The 20,208-nt window shown below is 70.7% G+C and carries 21 protein-coding genes; 7 read left to right on the top strand and 14 right to left on the bottom strand.

Translation table 11 applies throughout. The features are described from left to right. The first annotated feature begins 182 nt into the window (after nt 1-182). Nucleotides 183-746 carry a GNAT family N-acetyltransferase gene (locus AB0H53_RS15200; protein ID WP_362112042.1) on the top strand — a complete coding sequence of 188 codons (564 nt, stop codon included), beginning with the start codon at nt 183-185 and terminating at the stop codon, nt 744-746. Here the strand turns inward: AB0H53_RS15200 and AB0H53_RS15195 are convergent. From AB0H53_RS15195 to AB0H53_RS15155, 9 genes are all read right to left on the bottom strand, one after another. After that, nucleotides 736-2,316, bottom strand: coding sequence for a type VI secretion protein (locus AB0H53_RS15195; protein ID WP_362112039.1), 1,581 nt, complete (start codon nt 2,314-2,316; stop codon nt 736-738). The two genes, AB0H53_RS15200 and AB0H53_RS15195, sit on opposite strands and share 11 nt — an antisense overlap. A gap of 1 nt (nt 2,317) precedes the next feature. Further along, nucleotides 2,318-3,754 carry an ATP-binding protein gene (locus AB0H53_RS15190; RefSeq protein ID WP_362112036.1) on the bottom strand — a complete coding sequence of 479 codons (1,437 nt, stop codon included), beginning with the start codon at nt 3,752-3,754 and terminating at the stop codon, nt 2,318-2,320. 11 nt (nt 3,755-3,765) lie between these two features. Then, nucleotides 3,766-5,319: an SCO6880 family protein gene (locus AB0H53_RS15185; protein ID WP_362112033.1), complete on the bottom strand. Its 1,554-nt coding sequence runs from the start codon at nt 5,317-5,319 to the stop codon at nt 3,766-3,768. Next, nucleotides 5,316-6,677 (bottom strand): hypothetical protein, encoded by a 1,362-nt coding sequence (locus tag AB0H53_RS15180; protein WP_362112030.1) that lies wholly within the window; start codon nt 6,675-6,677, stop codon nt 5,316-5,318. Before AB0H53_RS15180 ends, AB0H53_RS15185 begins: the two co-directional genes overlap by 4 nt. Beyond that, nucleotides 6,667-7,500, bottom strand: coding sequence for a hypothetical protein (locus AB0H53_RS15175; protein WP_362112027.1), 834 nt, complete (start codon nt 7,498-7,500; stop codon nt 6,667-6,669). Before AB0H53_RS15175 ends, AB0H53_RS15180 begins: the two co-directional genes overlap by 11 nt. Before the next feature lie 120 nt (nt 7,501-7,620). Further along, a complete protein-coding gene (locus AB0H53_RS15170) occupies nt 7,621-7,929 on the bottom strand; it encodes a hypothetical protein (RefSeq protein WP_362112081.1) in 309 nt (102 codons plus the stop codon). Between the two features lie 352 nt (nt 7,930-8,281). Next, a complete protein-coding gene (locus AB0H53_RS15165; RefSeq protein WP_362112025.1) occupies nt 8,282-8,776 on the bottom strand; it encodes a hypothetical protein in 495 nt (164 codons plus the stop codon). A gap of 58 nt (nt 8,777-8,834) precedes the next feature. Next, nucleotides 8,835-10,610 carry an alpha/beta hydrolase gene (locus AB0H53_RS15160; protein ID WP_362112022.1) on the bottom strand — a complete coding sequence of 592 codons (1,776 nt, stop codon included), beginning with the start codon at nt 10,608-10,610 and terminating at the stop codon, nt 8,835-8,837. A gap of 3 nt (nt 10,611-10,613) precedes the next feature. Continuing rightward, the gene (locus AB0H53_RS15155; RefSeq protein ID WP_362112019.1) at nt 10,614-11,054 is read right to left on the bottom strand and encodes a hypothetical protein; all 441 of its coding nucleotides are present in this window, start codon (nt 11,052-11,054) and stop codon (nt 10,614-10,616) included. Between the two features lie 249 nt (nt 11,055-11,303). Between AB0H53_RS15155 and AB0H53_RS15150 the strand changes: the two genes are divergently transcribed. Next, nucleotides 11,304-12,320: a bifunctional lytic transglycosylase/C40 family peptidase gene (locus AB0H53_RS15150; RefSeq protein ID WP_362112078.1), complete on the top strand. Its 1,017-nt coding sequence runs from the start codon at nt 11,304-11,306 to the stop codon at nt 12,318-12,320. A gap of 135 nt (nt 12,321-12,455) precedes the next feature. Continuing rightward, complete coding sequence (locus AB0H53_RS15145; protein ID WP_362112016.1) at nt 12,456-13,163, top strand: phosphatase PAP2 family protein; 708 nt, start codon at nt 12,456-12,458, stop codon at nt 13,161-13,163. Between the two features lie 58 nt (nt 13,164-13,221). On the opposite strand, the gene AB0H53_RS15140 is transcribed toward AB0H53_RS15145, so the two are convergent. Further along, on the bottom strand, nt 13,222-13,464 hold the full coding sequence (locus tag AB0H53_RS15140; RefSeq protein WP_362112013.1) for a hypothetical protein: 243 nt from the start codon (nt 13,462-13,464) through the stop codon (nt 13,222-13,224). A 149-nt stretch (nt 13,465-13,613) separates the two neighbouring features. Between AB0H53_RS15140 and AB0H53_RS15135 the strand changes: the two genes are divergently transcribed. Together AB0H53_RS15135 and AB0H53_RS15130 are read left to right on the top strand one after the other, a co-directional pair. Then, a complete protein-coding gene (locus AB0H53_RS15135; protein WP_362112010.1) occupies nt 13,614-14,429 on the top strand; it encodes a hypothetical protein in 816 nt (271 codons plus the stop codon). A 96-nt stretch (nt 14,430-14,525) separates the two neighbouring features. Next, a complete protein-coding gene (locus AB0H53_RS15130) occupies nt 14,526-14,729 on the top strand; it encodes a hypothetical protein (protein ID WP_362112075.1) in 204 nt (67 codons plus the stop codon). A gap of 10 nt (nt 14,730-14,739) precedes the next feature. Here AB0H53_RS15130 and AB0H53_RS15125 read toward each other — a convergent pair whose 3' ends face one another. After that, a complete protein-coding gene (locus tag AB0H53_RS15125; protein ID WP_362112008.1) occupies nt 14,740-15,093 on the bottom strand; it encodes a metal-sensitive transcriptional regulator in 354 nt (117 codons plus the stop codon). Nucleotides 15,094-15,287: 194 nt separating this feature from the next. On the opposite strand from AB0H53_RS15125, the gene AB0H53_RS15120 reads away from it, so the two are divergent. Both AB0H53_RS15120 and AB0H53_RS15115 read left to right on the top strand, forming a co-directional pair. Continuing rightward, the gene (locus tag AB0H53_RS15120; RefSeq protein WP_362112005.1) at nt 15,288-15,908 is read left to right on the top strand and encodes a DUF47 family protein; all 621 of its coding nucleotides are present in this window, start codon (nt 15,288-15,290) and stop codon (nt 15,906-15,908) included. Nucleotides 15,909-15,913: 5 nt separating this feature from the next. Then, nucleotides 15,914-16,912 (top strand): inorganic phosphate transporter, encoded by a 999-nt coding sequence (locus AB0H53_RS15115; RefSeq protein ID WP_362112002.1) that lies wholly within the window; start codon nt 15,914-15,916, stop codon nt 16,910-16,912. Between the two features lie 392 nt (nt 16,913-17,304). Here the strand turns inward: AB0H53_RS15115 and pstB are convergent, their stop codons facing one another. Genes pstB through pstC form a run of 3 tightly spaced genes read right to left on the bottom strand, consistent with a single transcriptional unit; the run spans nt 17,305 to nt 20,164 of the window. After that, nucleotides 17,305-18,081 carry a phosphate ABC transporter ATP-binding protein PstB gene (gene pstB, locus AB0H53_RS15110; protein ID WP_362111999.1) on the bottom strand — a complete coding sequence of 259 codons (777 nt, stop codon included), beginning with the start codon at nt 18,079-18,081 and terminating at the stop codon, nt 17,305-17,307. A 23-nt stretch (nt 18,082-18,104) separates the two neighbouring features. Continuing rightward, a complete protein-coding gene (gene pstA, locus AB0H53_RS15105) occupies nt 18,105-19,178 on the bottom strand; it encodes a phosphate ABC transporter permease PstA (RefSeq protein ID WP_362111996.1) in 1,074 nt (357 codons plus the stop codon). Next, a complete protein-coding gene (gene pstC / locus AB0H53_RS15100; protein ID WP_362111993.1) occupies nt 19,175-20,164 on the bottom strand; it encodes a phosphate ABC transporter permease subunit PstC in 990 nt (329 codons plus the stop codon). Before pstC ends, pstA begins: the two co-directional genes overlap by 4 nt. Between the last annotated feature and the right edge of the window lie 44 nt (nt 20,165-20,208).

Here is a 20,208-nt window from a genome sequence, read left to right as displayed (position 1 = left end):
GAAGCTAAGCCTTTCAGCGCCGATGGTACTGCAGGGGGGACCCTGTGGGAGAGTAGGACGCCGCCGAACAATTTTTGAGCCTCGGTCCCCGGACAGTAATGTCCGGGGACCGAGGCATTTTTGCGTTGTGCGTGCACCCAAAATGCGTTGCCCGGTCGCCCGGGGCCGGTCAGGATCCAGGTATGAAGTATGTGATCCGGCCCGTACGGGCCGACGAGTGGCGCAAGGCCAGGGCGATCCGCTTGGACGCGCTCCAGGACCCGGCCGCGCCGGTCGCCTTTCTCGACTCGTACGAGGAAGCGCGCGGCCGGTCGGACGCCTACTGGCAGGAGCGGACGGCCGGGGCGGCGGACGGCAGCGCGGCAGCGCGGCAGTTCATCGCCGAGGCAGCGGACGGCTCATGGGCCGGGACGACCACCGTGCTCGTGGAGCGGTCAGGTACCAAGGCCCGGTTCGGCGAGGCGCCGACGACGGACCAGACGCATGTGGTCGGGGTGTACGTACGGCCCGAGGTGCGGGGCAGCGGGGTGGCCGGCGGGCTGCTCCGGGCGGCGCTGGCGTGGTCCTGGTCCCTGGAGGAGCCGGTGATCCAGCGGGTACGGCTCCATGTGCACGGGGAGAACCCCCGGGCGGCGGCGTTCTACCGGAAGGTCGGCTTCCTGCCGTCCGGCCGTACCGTGCCCATGGCGGGGGAGCCCACCGGGTGCGAGTTCGAGTACGAGGTGAGGCGTCCCGTCAGGGAGTGAGGCTGTGGCCCGGCCAGCGGGCGCGGCCCTGCTCCGCCGATCGCATCAGGACAAGCGCTGGGAGCCCGATGCCCTGGCCGGCCGTCAGCAGCTCGGGCAACAGGGGCAGCGGGGCGACGGCGGCGACGTCGTCGAGGACGAGGGTCATTGGTGGGTCGAGCCGACCGTCGGATGACCGTGCGGCCATGCGGCGGCCGTGCTCGACCACGTGCGAGGCGAGCGCGGTGAGCAGCGGCATCGCGCCCGGGCCGGTACGGGGATCCTCGATCGGTTCCCCCACTACATAAAGGGTGCCCGCTTCACGTACGAATGATTCCAAGGTCAGGGAATCAGTTCGGTTGGACGTGCAGGCTTCCCTGATGTGGACGGAGGAGAGGGACGACAAGGCCCGTACGGTCAACTCCTGGGCGACCTCACGGCGTTCCGGATAGGCGGTGAGGGCGGACTCCAGCAGGCCGGCATGGCTGTTGGTCGCCCTGGGGTGCGTACGGAGAATGCGTACGGCTTCGTGGGTGCCGTTGTTCTGCGCCCAGCGGTGGACCTGCTTGAAGGGGCGGCCGTCCACGGCGGCGGCGTGCAGCCAGCAGCGGAGGAGTGTTTCCGCGGTGTCGGCCACGGCGGCGTCGACGCGGGCGCGGGGCCGTACCGGGGCCAGCAGCGCGCTCGCGCGGGCGGCGGCGGTGTCCGTGTCCTCGCAGCCCTCGGTGGGCGACCAGTGGAGCCTGGCGGGCGTGTCGCACAGGTGGCCGGGGTCGTAGACGAGGACCGGACCGAGCTTGCCGCGGGCGTCCTTGGTGTCGGCCCACACGCTGGGGTCCGAGGTGACGACCAGGGCGGGGCCCTCGGCGTCCATGATGGCCTGGAGGGCGGTGGGGCGCCGGTCGGCGGGACCGCCGTAGACGACGCGGGGCGTACGGGGGGCCGGGACGGCGGGCAGGTGCGGCGTGCCTCCCGCAGGCACGTCCGCAGACACGTCGGCAGGCACAGCCACGGCCGGTGGCCCGGCGGCGGGCGGCACCACGGGCACGGGTGCCGACACGTGTGTGACGACCGGCGCGGGCGTGGCCATGGGTGCGGGCGCCGCCGGCGCGTGCCCCGCGCCCGGCGGGGTCTCCGGCACGGCATGTGTCACCGTATCCGTCACCGGGGCGGCCGACGGGGTCCGGTGCGGGACGCCGGCCGGGGCGTCACCGGCCAGCAGGGCGCGTCGCTGCTGCGCGCGGGCCGCCCGGACCGCCCGCCACCGTGCCGTGGTGCCGAGCACGAACACCGTCAGCACCACCAGCACCAGCAGCTCCCCGATGAACAGGCCCCAGAACAGGCCGTACCCGGACAGCCGGCCCACCGGTGTGCCCGGCCAGGCGGCCGGCAGGTCGTGCGGGTGGGAGACCAGGGACCGTATGGCGGCCGGGGTGTTGGAGAAGGTGACCCCGTCCGGCCACGCGCCGTGGGTGAACAGCGCGGCCAGGCCGGTGGCCGTCCACACCAGCACGGTCACACCCAGCAGGAACCCCAGCAGCCCCACCAGCAGGCCGTCCGGAATGCCTCCGTCCGTCGACTTGCGCTCCATCTCATGCCACCGTCGACCGCGGGGGCGCCTTCATCGGCCCGTTCGCCGGCCCGCCGGTCTGCTGTTCGATGAGGGCCGCGCGCTGCTCCGCCTCCCACTCCGCGGCCCGGAGGTCCTCGGGCAGTTCATCGGGCTGTGAGGACTCCGTCATCGCGCGGTCCGTGTAGACCAGTGGCCGTTCAGCCTCGGTGATCAGGTGCTTCACCACCTGCACGTTGCCGTTGACGTCCCACACGGCGATACCGGGCGTGAGCGTCGGGATGATCTCCACCGCCCAGCGCGGCAGCCCCAGCACACGGCCGGTCGCTTTGGCCTCGTCGGCCTTCTGGGCGTAGATGGTCCGGGTGGAGGCCATCTTCAGGATGGCCGCCGCCTCTCTGGCCGCCGCGCCGTCCACCACGTCGCTGAGGTGGTGGACGACCGCCACGAAGGACAGGCCGAGCCGGCGGCCGAACTTCAGCAGCCGCTGGAAGAGCTGCGCCACGAACGGGCTGTTGATGATGTGCCACGCCTCCTCCACCAGGAAGATGCGCTTCTTGCGGTCCGGACGGATCCAGGTGTGTTCCAGCCACACACCGACGATCGCCATCAGGATGGGCATGGCGATGGAGTTGCGGTCGATGTGGGAGAGGTCGAAGACGATCAGTGGGGCGTCGAGGTCGATGCCGACCGTCGTGGGGCCGTCGAACATGCCCCGGAGGTCACCGTCGACCAGCCGGTCCAGTACCAGGGCGACGTCCAGGCCCCAGGCCCGTACATCGTCTATGTCGACGTTCATCGCCAGGGCGGACTCCGCCTCCGGGTGGCGAAGCTGCTCCACGATGTCGGTGAGCACCGGCTGGCGGTCGGTGATCGTCGCGTTGACGTAGGCGTGTGCGACCTTGAGCGCGAAGCCCGACCGCTCGTCCAGCCCGTGGCCCATGGCGACCTCGATGATGGTGCGCAGCAGGGCGAGCTGGCCGGTGGTGGTGATGGCCGGGTCGAGCGGGTTGAGGCGGATGCCGCCGTCCAGGGCGGTCATCGGGTCGAGCCGGATGGGAGTTATTCCCAGCTGCTCGGCGATGAGGTTCCACTCGCCGACGCCGTCCTCGCCCTGGGCGTCCAGGACGACGACCTGGCGGTCGCGGAAGCGGAGCTGGCGCAGGACGTAGGTCTTCTCCAGCGCCGACTTGCCGTTGCCGGACTCGCCGAGCACCAGCCAGTGGGGGGCGGGCAGTTGCTGGCCGTACAGCTGGAAGGGGTCGTAGATGTACCCCTTTCCGCTGTACACCTCGCGGCCGATGATCACGCCGGAGTCTCCGAGGCCGGGTGCGGCGGTCGGCAGGTAGACGGCCTGGGCCTGGCCCGTCGAGGTACGGACGGGCAGGCGGGTCGTCTCCACCTTCCCGAACAGGAAGGAGGTGAAGGCATCGGTGAGGACGGACAGCGGATCTCGCATCGATCAGGCCCCTATCGGCGGATGCCGGTCGCGAACGGCAAGGTGTTCACAAAGGCCCGGTGGTGTTCGCGGTCGCACCACTCCAGCTTCAGATACGACTTGCCTGCCGAGGCCCTGATCGTCCGCTTGTCCCGGGCCAGGGCCTCGGGTGAACGGGACGACACAGTGATGTACCCGACAAGATTGACGCCTGCCGCGCCGCTCGCGAGATCTTCACCCCGCTGGTCGAGCCGGCCGTGTGCCGCGATGTCGCGGGGGTCGACGGTCCGGTTCATCTTGGCGGCCCGGCTGGCCTCGGCCTCGTCGTTGGTCTTCTCGGTCAGCATCCGCTCGATGGCGACCTCGGTCGGTTCGAGGTCCATGCAGACCGCGACCGTACGGATCACATCGGGGGTGTGCACCAGGAGCGGCGCGAGGAAGTTGACCCCGACGGGCGTCATCGGCCACTCCTTGACCCAGGCGGTGGCGTGGCACCAGGGGGCGCGGGTGGACGACTCACGGGTCTTGGCCTGGAGGTACGTCGGTTCGACCGCGTCCAGCTCGGCCGGCCAGGCGTTGCGCTTGCTCATCGCCTGGATGTGGTCGATGGGGTGGTCGGGGTCGTACATGGAGTGGACCAGGGAGGCCAGGCGGCTCTGGCCGAGCGGCTGGCGCACCCGGATGTCGGCCTCCGCGAGCCGGGCGCAGATGTCGGTGAGCTCGCGGGCCATGACGACGGCGAGGCCGGCGTCCTTGTCGAGCCGGCCGGCGCCGGAGGCCTGGCGGGCGGCGCGGGCCATGGCGTGGGCCTCGGCGGCCAGTTCGCGCGTGTAGTGCATACAGGCGACGAGGTAGGCGCGGTGCTGCTCGGACGAGGTGGAGACCATGGACTGGAGCTGGTCGTAGGACTCGCGGAGCCAGGCCGGGGCGTTGGTGTCGCCGCGCTGGGCGACGTCCTTGGCGTGGGCGTCGGGGTCGGCGGGGAGGGTGCGGGCGAGCATCTGGATGCGGGTGACGAAGCCGTCGCCGTTGGCGACGTGCTTGAGGAGGGTGCCGAAACGGTCCACCAGGGCTTCCTGGTCCTCGCTGTCGCGCAGGCCGACGCCCGGGCCCTCGATCTCGATGGCGGCGGTGACGGTGCGGCGGTCGGCGTGGAGCAGCACGGCGATCTCGTCGGGGCCGAAGGGGGCGGCGAGCCAGTTGATCCGGCCGATGCCGGGAGGCGGGCCGACCTCGACCTCGCGGCCGTCGAACTTGGTGCCGGCCTCCATGGCGGTGGAGCGGTAGGCGGTGCCCCGGCGCAGGGTGCGCTTGTAGCTGCGGTTGATCTCGAACCACTTGTAGAAGGTGCGGTGCTTGTACGGGACGTACACCGCGGCGAGGGCGAGCAGCGGGAAGCCCGTCAGCAGCACGATCCGCAGGGACAGGACGGGGACCAGCAGTCCGCTCATCATGCCGAGGAACGCGCCGGCGATGATCAGCGCGATCTCGCCGGTCTCGCGGTTCTTGCCGACGATCGCGTTCGGCCGGGCGCGGCCGATGAGATACGTGCGGCGGGGCGCGATCGGATGGGACTGGGTGGTCAACGCCCTCCACCTCCTGTGCTTCCTGTGCCGGTGCTCTTGCGGTGGCTGTGCGGTGTGCTGGTGCCGGGGCTGCCGCCGACGGTGCCGCTGCCGGGGCTGCGCGGCGGGGGCGCGGCGGCGGTGACTCCGCCGCCCCCGCCCTGGGCGGTACGGGTGCTGTGGGCGGCCACGCCGCCGCTGACCGGGTTGGCGGGCCGGGCGTCGCCGCCTCCGCCGCCCTGCTGGTGGCTGCGGCTGCTGTGGGTCTTGATGCCCTGGGAGACGAGCGCGGCGGGCGAGGAGATGACGGCGGCGGCCTGGGCCCCGTCGGTGGCCTGCTTGCGGTTGGTGCGGGCGGCGGCGATCTCGTCGCCGAAGCCGGGGACGAAGCGGTAGATCATCGCGGAGGCGAAGATGGCCAGCAGGATGATCGCCAGACCGGACACGACGGCGGAGACGGCGTCCGGGCCGTCGTCGGAGGAGAGCGCTCCGGCGAGGCCGAGGACGATGACGACGACCGGTTTGACGAGGATCACCGCGATCATGATCCCGGCCCAGCGGCGGACGTGGCCCCACATGTTCTTGTCGACGAGGCCGGCGTAGACGACGGTGCCCAGCAGCGCGCCGACGTAGAGCAGGGCGGCGCGGATGACCAGCTCCAGCCAGAGGATCCCGGCGGCGAGGATCGACACCAGGGACACCACGATCAGCATGATCGGCCCGCCGCCGATGTCGTCGCCCTTCTTGAGCGCCTCGGCGAAGGACCCGAAGAACGCGTCGGTCTGGCCGCCGGTGCCGCGCGCGATGACCTCGGTGACGCCGTCGGCCGCCGAGACGACCGTGTAGAGGACCAGCGGGGTGAAGGCCGAGGCGAGCACGGTGAGCCAGAGGAACCCGATGGCCTCCGACATGGCGGTGGCCAGCGGTACGCCCCGGATGGCCCGCTTGGCGACGGCCAGGAGCCACAGGACGAGGGTCAGGATGGTGGAGGCGGCGAAGACGACGGCGTACTGCTGGAGGAACTTGGGGTTGGTGAAGTCGACCGTGGCGGTGCTCTTGACGGCCTCACTGAGCTTGCCGACGATCCAGGCGGCCGCGTCGGCGCAGCCGCGCGCGAGGGAGGCCAGCGGGTCGAGCGCGGTGGTGGGGTCGGTGGGCGCGGCGGGGGCCCGGCGGCCGGCCTCGCCGGTCTCGCAGTACTGGCGGGCCAGACCGGGGACGTTCTGGCAGGCGTCGCTGCTGGGGCTGGGGGTCGGCGTGGGCACCGGCGGGGTCGGCGCGGCCGTCGCCTTCGCCGCGAGGACGAACACGGCGGTCTGCACGGCCGCGAACACCGTCAGGACGCGGCGGCCGGCGCGGGACGGAGAGCTAACGGGCATAGGTGAACCCTCCATACTCGTTGACCGCCGCGGCGATCTCGTCGGATCCGGACACGGGGTTGTCGCCGGTGACCGGGGTGGGCCCGGTCCTCTGGGAGGTCTCCAGCACCTTCCAGTCGGAGCCGTTCCACTTGAGCTTGAGGTTCATCGTGAACCAGCCGCTGGTCACCGGCTTGGTGGACGTCTCACCGGTCAGCCCGAACAGGTGGACGTACCAGACGTCGACGTCGGCGGTGCCGCCCCCGAAGTCCTTCACCTTGGTGCCGGCCGGGAGCGTGCGGTTGACGAACGTCGCGCCGGCCGGGGCGGTGCCGTCGGCGGCGAGGCCCATCTGGGCGAGGAGCCCCTTGGAGTACGCGGTGTCGAGCGCGGCCTGGAGCTTCTGCGCGGTGCCGGCGTCCGCGACCGCCTGGACGATCTCGTGCCGTCGCTGCGTGTTGAACATGCCGTCGGAGCCCAGCGCCACCGCGTAGTTGGCCGCCGCGCTCTGGGCGCCCTGTTCGGTGTGCGCGAAGCCGGAGGGGATCGCGGCGCCGTTCCTGCCGGCCACCGGCCGCACGCCGGTCGCGGCGGTGGCGGCGGCCGGGCCCTTGCCGGTGGCGCCGGCCGGGTCGTCACCGCCGGCGTCACCGCTCCTGTTGGCGAAGGCGATGGCGGCGATCAGCAGCACCACCACACCGACCACCGTGATGAGCGACCGGGAGCTGCGGGTCGGGCGGCGGGCGCCACCGTACACGTCGCCGGAGCCGCTGTCGGGGAGGCGGGTACGGGTCTGGCCCGTGCCGCCTCCCATGCCGCCGCCGTTCTCCTCGCCGAGGCTCATGACGGGTACGCCCCCTCAACCGTGTGCTGTTCCGCGTGGCCGTCGTACGACGGTGGCCGTGTGTGGTGACTTGACATCAGGTGACGCAACCTCAGGGGAGCCGGACGGGCCGATGGAGGGTCAGACGGCCATCCCGTACACGATGGTGAACAGCGTTCCCAGTGATCCGATGATGAAGACACCGGTCAGACCGGCCACGATCAGCCCCTTGCCCTGCTCGGCGCTGAAGGTGTCCCGGAGCGCGGTCGCCCCGATGCGCTGCTTGGCCGCGCCCCAGATCGCGATGCCGAGGCACAGCAGGATCGCGATCGCCATCACGACCTCGATCATGACGCGGGCCTCGTTGCCGAGGCTGCCGAAAGGCCCCCAGTTGGGAGCGATTCCGCCGATAATGGTGGTGATGTCGCCTTTTTCAGCCGCCAGGTACATGTAACTCACCGCCCCTGTTGGGTAGTTCGACGCCCCTGCCCCACGGCACGGGTCACCGCACTATCTTCGCTGATGAAACCGCGCTCGCACGCACGGTTCGCGGGTCTCTTTACCCGATCGCCGCACGTTTGACCGAGCCGGCCGCCCTGACCTGCGCCGGCGGCGGTCCCCAGCTGCGCGAGTACGCGTATGGTCACTCTGTGTATCACGGAGCGTGACTCCGGGCAATGACTGTCGTTGGTGCACCTTTGGGGCACGGGGGCGCGCGGCCGGCGCGGGACCGCGCCGGGACGGAGCGAGGCCCGGGCCCGGCGGCGCCGCGGCCGCCGGGCCCGGGCCGGGACGGGTGGGGTCAGTAGTGCTCGACCGTCTGGCCCTCGGGGACCTGGTAGCAGCCGGAGACCACGTTGACGATCAGCGAGGGCGGGTTCTTGTCGCCGCCGCGGTCCTGCTTCCAGAAGGCGATGTTGAGGCCGAACTTCCGTTCGTCGTTGTCCGCGACCAGCTCCAGGTTCTTGGAGGGGCTGGTGTCGGGCCCGTACCTGACGATCTTCCAGCCGTGCCGGGGGAGCTCCTCCTTGAGGCGGGCCATGGCCCGGGCGAGCTCCTCGTCGGTCGAGGCGGTCAGGCTCCAGGGGTGGTTCATGATGAAGAACCTGTCCCGGTCCTTGCCCTCGCAGGACATGACACCGGGGCCGCCCTGGGAGGTCTTCCCCTTGACCGCGATCAGGTCGAGGATCTGGCTGGACATCTGCTTGGTCTCGGCGTCCACCTCGTCCTGCGGGCGGGTGCCGACGACCTTCACCGGCTCGTCGTTCGCCGTCTCGTCCTTCGCCGAATCGGACATGCTGCATCCCGTGAGTGTGAGAAGTGTCGCGGCCACCACCAGGGCACCGGCCCGGAACTCATTCAACGTGCTTCACCTCGCTGTACTGGCCGGCCACGACCGCCGCCTGGTTGCGCAGGCTCTGGGTGTTCGCCTTCCAGTAGTCGCTGTGGCCGGTGGTGTCCGTGGACATCTGATTGGCGCCGAAGGGCTCGTCGCTGGGTACCAGCCATACCCCGCCGCCGAGGCGCCACTGGCTGCCGCCGTGCCCGTAGCGGCCGATGTCGGGTACCGGGTCGTCGTCGGCCTCCTCGTTCCACACGTGCCCCTTGGGGACGTCCATCTCCTCCGCCGAGCCCACCTGGACACCGGGGCTGCCGGCCAGGATGACGTCGTCCGCGGGGAGGTCGCCCTGGCGGGCGGCCGATCCGATGAGCGTGGTGCCGTAGGAGTGGCCGATGGCCGTGGTGTGGCTCTTGTCGGGGCCGCCCTGGGCGGTCTCCAGGCCGTTCATGAAGCGGTTGTACGCCGGGGCGCCGTCGTTCGCGTAGTGGCTGAAGGGGGCGTCCTTGACGATGGACTGCGGGGCGTCGTACCCCAGCCAGGTGATCGTCGAGACGTTGCCGGCGCCCGGCATGCGGGCCGTCTCGCGCCACAGGTTGGCCATCCGGTCGATGTCGCCGCCGACCTTGCCGAGGTTGGACGTGGTTCCGGGGACGTAGACCGCGGTGTGGTCGGCGGTGTCGGGGTTGCCGTTGGCGACGACGGCCCGGCCGTGTCCTTCCGGTGAGAAGGCCAGCAGGTAGGCCTCGGGCAGTCCGTTCCTGCCGGTCTGGTTGAAGCGGTTCTCGATGGCCCTCATACCGCTCAGGGAGCTCTCCAGATGGGCCCGGCGGTCCCCGTACTTCTTCTCCCACTGCCGCCACGCCTCGTTGGTGACGACGGCCGGGTAGCTGCCGGTGGGGTTGGGCAGGTAGCGCTGCGGCTCCGGCGGGATGCCCTTGAGGTCCTGCTGGTACTGGGCCTTCGCCTCGGCCAGGACCATGCGGTTGGCGTCGTCGCGCACGCTCGACGGCAGGCCGTCGAGCGCCCCGACGGAGGCCGGGTAGAGCGTGGCGTACTCGTCGCGCTGCTCCTGGGTGAGGCCGTTCCACCACTGGGCGTTCTCGGCGGGCGACTTGTCCTTGGGGATCCTGGCGTCGTCGGCGTAGCCGCCGGCCGCCTCCTGGAGGGCCTTGGTGTCCGCGGCCGCGTCGATGAACGTGCTGTCGTCGACGGTGAGCCCGGGGGCGGCCTTCAGCTTGTCCAGGACACGGGAGTAGCGGCCGTCGATCTCGGCCGCCTCGCGCAGGGCGCCGTCGATCTTCTCGGCTATCTCCTCCGCCTTGCCCTTGTTGGGGTCGCCGTTGGCCTCGGCCTGGCCGGGGACCATCGGGACGGGTGCGCCGGGTGTGGCGCTGCCCCGGCCGTCGGGGAGCTTCATCGGGGCCGTCGGTGACTGCGGGTACTCGACGGAGCCGTCGGCGTGGACGGTGAACTTGAGGTTCTCCGCGTCCTCCAGGGCCTGCTTCAGCTTCTTCTGCGGGCCGGCCAGCTCGGCGGCCAGGCCGTTCAGGGCGGTGCGGATCAGGCCACACTCGGTGTGCAGGTACTGGTAGTTGCGGCTGAGCTGTTCCAGATCGGCGGTCGCCTTGTCGGCGGTGGTGCCCTTCTGGGTGTCGCGGATCTTGGCGAGCATCTCGTTGTCGACCCGGTCCTTGGCCGCGTTGGCCTGGCTGGAGAGCTTGCCCCAGCCGTCGGCGGCGGCCGTGTACTCGTCGAGCTTGAGGTCGCGCAGTTGCTGCCAGGTGGGCATGGCCTACCAGCTCCCGCTGCTGGGCCGCCCGGGAGTGGCGCTGGTCATCTTCCGGGTCGTGTCCGTCTCGCGTTCCCCGAAGTCCTTGCCCGCGCTCCTGAGCGCGCCCGCCAGCCGGCCGCACTCGTCGCGTACGGCGCCCAGGCGGGTCTTCCAGGAGTCGTGGACGGCGTTCAGGGTGGCGGTCGAGCCGAAGCCCTCGGTGCCCGCGGCCACGCCCTCGTGGGCGGCCGCCAGCTCTCCCACGGCGGTCGCGGTCGTGGTGCGCAGCTCACCCGCCACGCCGCCGGAGGACGTCCAGGGCCCCTGGTCGGCCTTCAGGTCGGGGCCGCCGCCGTCACCACCGCCTCCCGGGCCCGCGGGGGCGTTCGCCGACGCCAGCGTCATGCCGGCGGCGGTCCCGTCCCCTCCGAACAGCTCGTCCCACTTGGCGTTCAGCGCCATAGGGTCCCCCGTTGTCAGGTTGCGTCTGCTGGCCGGGAACCTAGCAACAATCCCGGCCAGGCGTGCCGCCGGGGGGCTCCTCGCCGGGTGCGCCCGGGCTCCGGCGCCCGCCCGCGGACGGGGGGTGTGGAACGCGCGACGGGGCGCGGTCACCGGACGGCCGGCCTTCCACGTCCGCCCCCTGAAACGGGGGTACGACACCTACACTGGCGCTCGGCGGACTGCCGAGGCGTATAGGGGTGGTTGACGGTGCGTAGGGTCTGGCTGGTCGCCGGAGTCTCCGTCGGGCTGTGCGTGTGTTTCGTCGCGCTGCTCGTCGTCGGGACCTACTCCGCCGCCTCCGGGCTCCTCGGGGCCGGCCGGGGGCTCGGCGGGGCCGTGGGGCTGGCGAAGGGCGCCGTCCCCGCCGCCTACCAGCCGCTGGTGCAGAAGTGGGGCAACCTGTGTCCCGCCATCAACCCCGCCCTGCTCGCCGCCCAGCTCTACCAGGAGAGCGGCTGGAACCCGAGAGCCGTGAGCCCGGCCAACGCCATGGGCATCGCCCAGTTCATCCCCGGCACCTGGGCCGGTCACGGCATCGACGGGGACAAGGACGGCGACCGCGACGTGTGGGATCCGGCCGACGCGATTCCGTCGGCGGCCTCGTACGACTGCGAGTTGGCCGGATACGTTCGGAAGGTGCCCGGCGACCCCACCAGCAACATGCTCGCCGCGTACAACGCGGGGGCCTACCGGGTCATAAAGGCCGGCGGGGTCCCGCGGATCAGCGAGACCCAGAACTACGTCAAGATCATCAGGACGCTGGAGCAGAGCTTCGCCCGGCCCGTCGGCCGGGTCGAGCCGTCCCGGCAGGCCGCCGGGGCCATCCACTTCGCCCAGGGCAGGCTCGGTACGAAGTACCTGTGGGGCGGGACGGGGACGGCCGAGCAGGGCGGCCGTTTCGACTGCTCAGGGCTGACCCAGGCCGCGTACCGCACGGTCGGCGTCGAGCTGCCCCGGGTGGCGAACGACCAGTACAACGCCGGGCCGCACCCCTCGCGCGAGGAGCTGCTCCCGGGCGATCTGGTGTTCTTCTCGGACGACCTGACCAACTCGCGGGCCATCCGGCACGTGGGGCTGTACGTGGGCGGCGGATACATGATCAACGCGCCGTACACCGGGGCCGTCATCCGGTTCGACAAGATCGACACGCCCGACTACTTTGGCGCCACGCGGGTCACCGAGGATGGCGCGAAAGCGCTGCCCAGGGCGGGCGACTCCCGGTGAAACCAACGGCCTGAGCTGCGATGACGTGTCACTCTTCGGTAACGTCATGGTGATCGTTCGGTGGAGAGTGGAACGTACCCCTCCCGCAGGTCGTTCCCTGGACTGACACAGTGACAAGGCAAGGGGCCGCGGCAGATGGCTGGACTCGCATCGGACGGTTCGAACCCCGATGTCAGCCTGCTCTACGACATCAACGGACTCGCCAAGGACGCCCCGTCCTGGTTCGACCGGGTCATGGAATTCACCGGCGAGTACGGGATCATGCTCGCGATGGTGCTGACCGTGCTCTGGTGCTGGTGGAGCGTGCGCCGGCGCGGTACGCCGGAGGACTCCGTCGCCTCGGTCGCCGGGCTGGTGTGGGCCCCCCTGGCCGCCGGTGTCGCCCTACTGGTCAACATCCCCATCCGCGACTTCGTGGAACGGCCGCGTCCGTTCCTCGACCACCAGGGCCTGGAGGTCCTGGTCGCCGGCAAGACCGACTTCTCCTTCGTGAGCGACCACGCGACCATGGCCATGGCCATCGGCGCCGGGCTCTTCGTCGCCCACCGCGGCTTCGGGTTCGCCGCGATCGGCCTCGCCCTGGCCGAGGGCTTCTGCCGGGTCTACATGGGCGTGCACTACCCCACCGACGTGGTCGGCGGCTTCGCCCTCGGTACGGCGGTGGCCCTGCTCCTCGCGCCGCTCGCCCTCGCGCTGCTCACGCCCGTGGTGGCGGCGGTCGCCCGGTCCGAGCGGGCCGGCCGGCTCGTACGGTCCAGGCGGGCGCCGCTGTGGGAGCGGCACGAGACCCTGGGCATCCCCGAGCCCCGGCTCGGCACCGGCGAGAGCGACCTCGCGGCCTGAAGGCCCCGCCGTCAACCGTGAGGTGACGGCGCCTCAGCGCGCCCGACGCGGCGGTGCCTCAGCGCGCCGCGTCCGGCGCGGACCGGTGCGCGTCGGCGTCCGTACGGGCGCGGTCCCGGGACCGTCTGGCCGGGCCCGCCCAGCCACAGCCGCACCGGGCCACGCAGAACGAGCCACGTTCGGTGGTGGTGGTGTCATGGGTGCCGTGCCCGCCCTGGGCGCCGTACCCCTCGTATCCCTCATGTCCCTGGTGCCCGTCGTGCGCGCCTGTGACGGAAGGCGCCTGCTCCTGCGAATGCACGCCTCCACGGTACCGGTGGACTCGTCCCGGCGGGCGTGACGGGCAGCCGGGGTGGTCGTTATGCGGATGGGGTCTCCCCGGGTTCCAGGGTCCGGGGGAAGGGTGGGGTTTCGGACAGCCAGCGGCACAGCGTTGGGGGTTGGCAGGCGATGGTGGTGCAGCAGCACAGGCGCGGGGGCGGCGCGTTTGCCGCGTCCGCCGCCGTGGTGGCCACGATGGTCACCGGATGTTCGGTTCCGGCCGACGCCAGACCGGGGGCGGATCCCGGCGACGCGGTACGCGCGGCGCCGGCGGCGCTGACCCACGCGGGTACGGCCAAGGCCCGTACGTCCATGGAGATGGCGACCGGCGGGACGCGGGTCACCATCCGGGGCGAGGGCGCCTACGACTTCCGCGCGCGCCACGGCCGGCTGCGGGTGGTCCTGCCCAAGGGCGCCACCGGCGCCAGCGAGCACCGGCCGATCACCGAGCTCCTGGTGCCCGGTGCGCTGTACATGAAGAACCGCGGTGCCGGGGTGCCCGCCGACAAGTGGGTGCGGGTGGACACCGCGACCCTGACCGACGGCAACCTGGTCACCGGCGGGGCCACCGACCCGGCCGCCGCCGCCGAGCTGCTGCGCGGTGTGCTCGACGTGGCCTACGTCGGCGAGGAGGAGCTCGCCGGGGAGCCGGTGACGCACTACCGGGGCACGGCCGATCTCGGACGGGCCGCCCGGGCCGCCTCCCCCCAGGTGCGCGGGGCTCTGGCGGCGGCGGCGAAAGGGTTCACCAGGGACGCCGTCCCGTTCGACGTCTACCTGGACCGGGAGGGGCGGCTGCGCAAGGTGCGCCACCAGTTCAGCTTCACCAACCAGGGCCGTACGGTCGCGGTCGCCTCCACGACCCTGCTGTACGAATTCGGTGCCGCCGTCCATGTGGAGCTGCCGCCGCGGGGGGACATCTACGCCGGGAGGATCAGGGCCTGACGGGGTTCCCAGGGGCCAGAAGAATGGTCCGGACGTGCCATGCGCGGTATGTCCCCGCTCCCTACGCTAGGAAGCCGGCAGCGGCAGGAAGAGGTGATGCGCGTGGCCCCGCCCACAGCGACGACAGTCCAGGACCACGTCGCCCTCGCCGAGATCGAGCTGTGCGGTGAGTTGATGATCGCGGCGTCGGCGACGGACGGGGAACGGCTCAGCGCGGATCTGATCGACGCGGTACTGAAGGTCAGCCCCGGCGGAGGCCAGGAGGGGCGCGGTGGTCACAGAGCCTCCGCGCCCCGGTGAGCGGTTCGGCTCAGGTACGCATCATGCGGGCGATGGCCTTCGTGGCCTCCTCGACCTTCGCGTCGATCTCGTCGCCGCCCTTGACCGCCGCGTCGGCGACGCAGTGACGCAGGTGCTCCTCCAGCAGCTGGAGCGCGAAGGACTGCAGGGCCTTGGTGGACGCGGAGACCTGGGTGAGTATGTCGATGCAGTAGACGTCCTCCTCGACCATCCGCTGGAGGCCCCTGATCTGGCCCTCGATCCGGCGCAGGCGCTTGAGGTGCTCGTCCTTCTGCTTGTGGTACCCGTGCACGCCGTGACCGTGGTCCGGGGCGTCCCCGTGCGGTTCCGTGACCGGAAGGCCGGCCGCCTCGGTGGTCGTCATGCGTCCTCCCGTTGTCCAGTAAGGGCTGCTATACCCCACGTGGGTATATGGTACCGATCCCCGCGGGAACGTGGGTGGGGCCCAGTTCTGTTCACTGTGCCTGATGGGCGACACTGAATGACGCCGGTTAGCCGTGGCCGGATGATGCGCCTAGCATCACCCTGACCGAAACCCATGCACCTAGAGGACCCCACGTGCGCTTTCGTCTGACCCCCAGGGAGACGAGCTTCTACGACATGTTTTCCGCCTCCGCGGACAACATCGTCACCGGCTCGAAACTCCTGATGGAACTGCTCGGAGCGGAATCTTCCGCACGGGCCGAGATCGCGGAGCGGATGCGGGCAGCGGAGCACGCGGGCGACGACGCCACCCACGCGATCTTCCACCAGCTGAACTCCTCGTTCATCACGCCGTTCGACCGCGAGGACATCTATGCCCTGGCGTCGTCGCTCGACGACATCATGGACTTCATGGAGGAGGCCGTCGACCTGGTCGTCCTCTACAACGTCGAAGAGCTCCCCAAGGGTGTCGAACAGCAGATCGAGGTGCTGGCGCGTGCGGCGGAACTGACCGCCGAGGCGATGCCCCATCTGCGGACGATGACGAACCTGACCGAGTACTGGATCGAGGTCAACCGGCTGGAGAACCAGGCGGACCAGATCCACCGCAAGCTGCTCGCCCAGCTCTTCAACGGCAAGTACGACGCCATCGAGGTACTGAAGCTGAAGCAGATCGTGGACGTGCTGGAGGAGGCGGCGGACGCCTTCGAGCACGTCGCGAACACGGTGGAGACCATCGCGGTCAAGGAGTCCTGAGCTTCGTGGACACCTTCGCACTGATCGTGACGATCGGCGTCGCGCTCGGTTTCACCTATACGAACGGCTTCCACGACTCGGCGAACGCCATCGCCACCTCCGTCTCCACCCGGGCCCTGACCCCGCGCGCGGCGCTGGCCATGGCGGCGGTGATGAACCTCGCCGGTGCCTTCCTGGGCAGCGGGGTGGCCAAGACGGTCAGTGAGGGCCTGATCCAGACGCCCGAGGGCCAGCGGGGTATGGGCATCCTCTTCGCGGCCCTGGTCGGCGCGATCGTCTGGAACCTGATCACCTGGTACTTCGGCCTGCCGTCGTCCTCCTCGCACGCCCTGTTCGGCGGCATGGTGGGGGCGGCGCTGGCGGGCGGGACGACGGTCTACTGGTCGGGTGTCGTCGACAAGGTCGTCATCCCGATGTTCGTGTCACCGGTCGTCGGCCTGGTGGTCGGTTACCTGGTGATGTGCGCGATCATGTGGATGTTCCGCAAGGCCAACCCGCACAAGGCCAAGCGCGGCTTCCGGATCGCCCAGACCGTCTCGGCGGCCGGCATGGCGCTCGGCCACGGCCTCCAGGACGCCCAGAAGACCATGGGCATCGTGGTGATGGCCCTGGTCATCGCCGATGTCGAGCAGGCCGGCGACCCGATCCCGGTGTGGGTGAAGGTCGCGTGCGCGGTGATGCTGTCGCTGGGCACGTACGCCGGAGGCTGGCGCATCATGCGTACCCTCGGCCGCAAGATCATCGAGCTGGACCCGCCGCAGGGCTTCGCGGCCGAGACGACCGGGGCCTCGATCATGTTCGGCTCGGCGTTCCTGTTCCACGCGCCGATCTCGACGACGCACGTCATCACCTCCGCGATCATGGGCGTGGGCGCGACCAAGCGCGTCAACGCGGTGCGCTGGGGCGTCGCGAAGAACATCATCCTCGGATGGTTCATCACGATGCCGGCCGCGGCGCTGGTCGCGGCGACGAGCTACTACCTGGTGCTGCTGTTCTTCGGCTGAGGTCTCCTGCCGGTACGGATGTGAACGGGCCCGCCCCCTGCTGAAGGGGGCGGGCCCTTCGCCTTGCGGTGGCACCGCCATGCCAGCACCGCCCGACGGGTGACCCAGCTCGGGGTGACCCGAGCCGGGGGCCTGTGTGGTCGCTGTTTGGTGGGGGGTGGTCCGGGGTGGTCCGGGGTGACCCAGCTCGGGGTGACCCGAGCCGGGGGCCTGTGTGGTCGCTGTTTGGTGGGGGCACCCGGGCCGCTGGTCGCCGGGCCTCGCCGGCGGCGGGTGCGTGGGGCTCCGCAGAAAGGTTTCTGCGGACCGGGGCCGGGGTTCCCCGGGCTCGGTGCGTTGCTGGGTGCCCCGGTGGCGCGCAGCCCCGGCCGGGGCACCCAGGCCCGTCGCGGTTATCCGAAGCGGCCGGAGATGTAGTCCTCGGTGGCCTGGACGGACGGGTTGGAGAAGATGCGGTCCGTGTCGTCGATCTCGACCAGCTTGCCCGGCTGGCCCACCGCCGCCAGGTTGAAGAAGGCCGTGCGGTCCGAGACGCGGGCCGCCTGCTGCATGTTGTGGGTCACGATGACGATCGTGAACCGCTCCTTCAGCTCGGAGATCAGGTCCTCGATGGCCAGCGTGGAGATCGGGTCCAGTGCCGAGCACGGCTCGTCCATCAGCAGGACGTCCGGCTCGACCGCGATCGCGCGGGCGATGCACAGGCGCTGCTGCTGGCCGCCGGAGAGGCCGGAGCCGGGCTTGTTGAGGCGGTCCTTGACCTCGTTCCAGAGGTTCGCGCCCTTGAGGGACTTCTCGACCGTCTCGGCCAGCTCGTTCCTGCGGTACTTGCCGTTCAGCCGCAGGCCGGCCGCGACGTTGTCGAAGATGGACATGGTCGGGAACGGGTTCGGGCGCTGGAAGACCATGCCCACCGTGCGGCGCACGGCGACCGGGTCGACGTCCTTGCCGTACAGGTTCTCGTCGTCCAGCATCACCTTGCCCTCGACGCGGCCACCGGGGGTGACCTCGTGCATCCGGTTCAGGGTGCGCAGGAAGGTGGACTTGCCGCAGCCGGACGGGCCGATGAAGGCCGTCACGGACCGGGGTTCGACGGTCATCGAGATGTCGTCGATCGCCCGGTGGGAGCCGTAGTAGGCGGTGAGGCCGCTGACGTCGATTCGCTTGGCCATTTCAACATCACTTCCAGGTGGCCTTAACGGCCGGTCTTCGGGGCCTTCCAGCGGGCGATGCCGCGGGCCACCAGGTTGAGGATCATGACGAAGGCGATCAGGACGAGGGCGGCGGCCCAGGCGCGGTCGTACGACGCCTCGCTGCCGACCCGGTACTGCTCCCAGATGTAGAAGGGGAGCGAGGACTGGGCGCCTTCGAACGGGTTGGTGTTGATCAGCTGGCTGCCGAAGACCAGCAGCATGATGGGGGCGGTCTCACCAGCGATACGGGCGATGGCGAGCATCACACCGGTGGCGATGCCACCGACCGCGGTCGGGATGACGACCTTCAGGATCACGCGCCACTTCGGTACGCCCAGGGCCAGGGCGGCCTCGCGCAGCTCGTTGGGGACGAGCTTGAGCATCTCCTCGGTGGAGCGGACCACGACCGGGATCATCAGGATGGCCAGGGCCAGGGCGCCCATCAGGCCGGACGGGGCCAGGCCGGCCATCAGCATGATGGAGAGGATGAACAGGCCGGCGACGATGGACGGGATGCCGGTCATCACGTCCACGAAGAACGTGACCGCCTTGGCCAGCGTGCCCTTGCCGTACTCCACGAGGTAGATGGCCGTCAGCAGGCCGATCGGCGCGGAGACCAGGGTGGCGAGGCCCACCTGCTCCAGGGTGCCGACCAGGGCGTGGTAGACACCGCCGCCCACCTCGAAGCCGGGCACCCCGGCCATGGAGTGGGTGAGGAAGTAGCCGTCGAAGACCTTCATGCCCCGGCTGACCGTCACCCAGATCAGCGAGAGCAGCGGGATCACGGCGAGGACGAAGCACACCCACACGACGCTGGTGGCGAGCCGGTCCTTGGCCTGGCGCCGGTTCTCGACGGCCGAGGTGACCGTGTACGAGACGAGGACGAAGAGCGCGGCGGCGATCAGGCCCCACTGGATACGGCTGGCCAGGCCGGTGGCCGCGCCGATGCCGCAGCCGAGGGCGACGGACACGGCGGCGAAACCGGCCGGTGCCCACCGGGGCAGGCTGCGGTGGCTGAGGCTGTCGTGACGCTGGGCCGCGGCGGGCACGGGCGCGTCCTGGATGGCGTTGCTCATGCGTTCGCCCCCGAGTACTCCTTGCGGCGCGCGATGATCAGGCGGGCCGCGCCGTTGACCAGCAGGGTGAGGACGAAGAGGACCAGGCCGGAGGCGATCAGGGCGTCCCGGCCGAGCTCGTTGGCCTCGTCGAACTTCGCGGCGATGTTCTGCGCGAACGTACCGCCGCCCGGGTCGAGCAGGTGCAGCGAGATCACGAAGTTCGGGGAGAGGACGGTCGCCACGGCCATGGTCTCGCCGAGCGCGCGCCCGAGGCCGAGCATCGAGGCGGAGATGACGCCGGAGCGGCCGAAGGGCAGGACCGAGAGCCGGATGACCTCCCAGCGGGTGGCGCCGAGGGCCAGGGCGGCCTCCTCGTTCATCCGCGGGACCTGGAGGAAGACCTCGCGGCTGACACTGGTCACGATCGGCAGGATCATGATCGCCAGCAGGATGCCCACGGTGAACAGCGAACGGGCGACGCCGACCTCGGTCTTGTCGAAGAGGTAGGTCCAGCCGAGGAACTGGTCCAGCCAGAGGTTGAGGCCCTCCAGGTACGGGACCAGGAAGAGGGCGCCCCAGATGCCGTAGATGATCGACGGCACGGCGGCGAGGAGGTCGACGACGTAGGCGAGGGGCGCGGCCAGCCGGCGCGGCGCGTAGTGCGAGATGAACAGCGCGATCCCGACGGCGATCGGCACGGCGATGACCATCGCGATGAGCGAGCTGACGACCGTGCCGAAGAGGAGGACCGCGATGCCGAAGACCGGCGGCCGGCCGGCCGGGTTCCAGTCGAAGGTGGTGAGGAAGTTGCCCTCGTCCTGGGAGATGGCGAGCGAGGCCCGGTAGGTGAGGAACACGGCGATCGACGCCATGATCACCAGGAGCAGGATGCCCGAGCCGCGGGACAGGCCGATGAAGACCTTGTCGCCGGCGCGGCCGGTGGACCGGCCCGGCTTCTCTCCGGTGACCGGCGGAGCCGGTGCTTTGTCAGTGGTTATGGCCATGATCTTTCCGGTCTGGGTGGGGGAAGTCCGCGGGTGCGGCTCCC

Origin of the sequence: Streptomyces sp. NPDC050856 (assembly GCF_040653855.1) — a bacterium.
In the GTDB taxonomy this organism is placed as follows: Bacteria; Actinomycetota; Actinomycetes; order Streptomycetales; family Streptomycetaceae; genus Streptomyces.
This window is presented reverse-complemented; position numbering and strand designations above follow the sequence as displayed.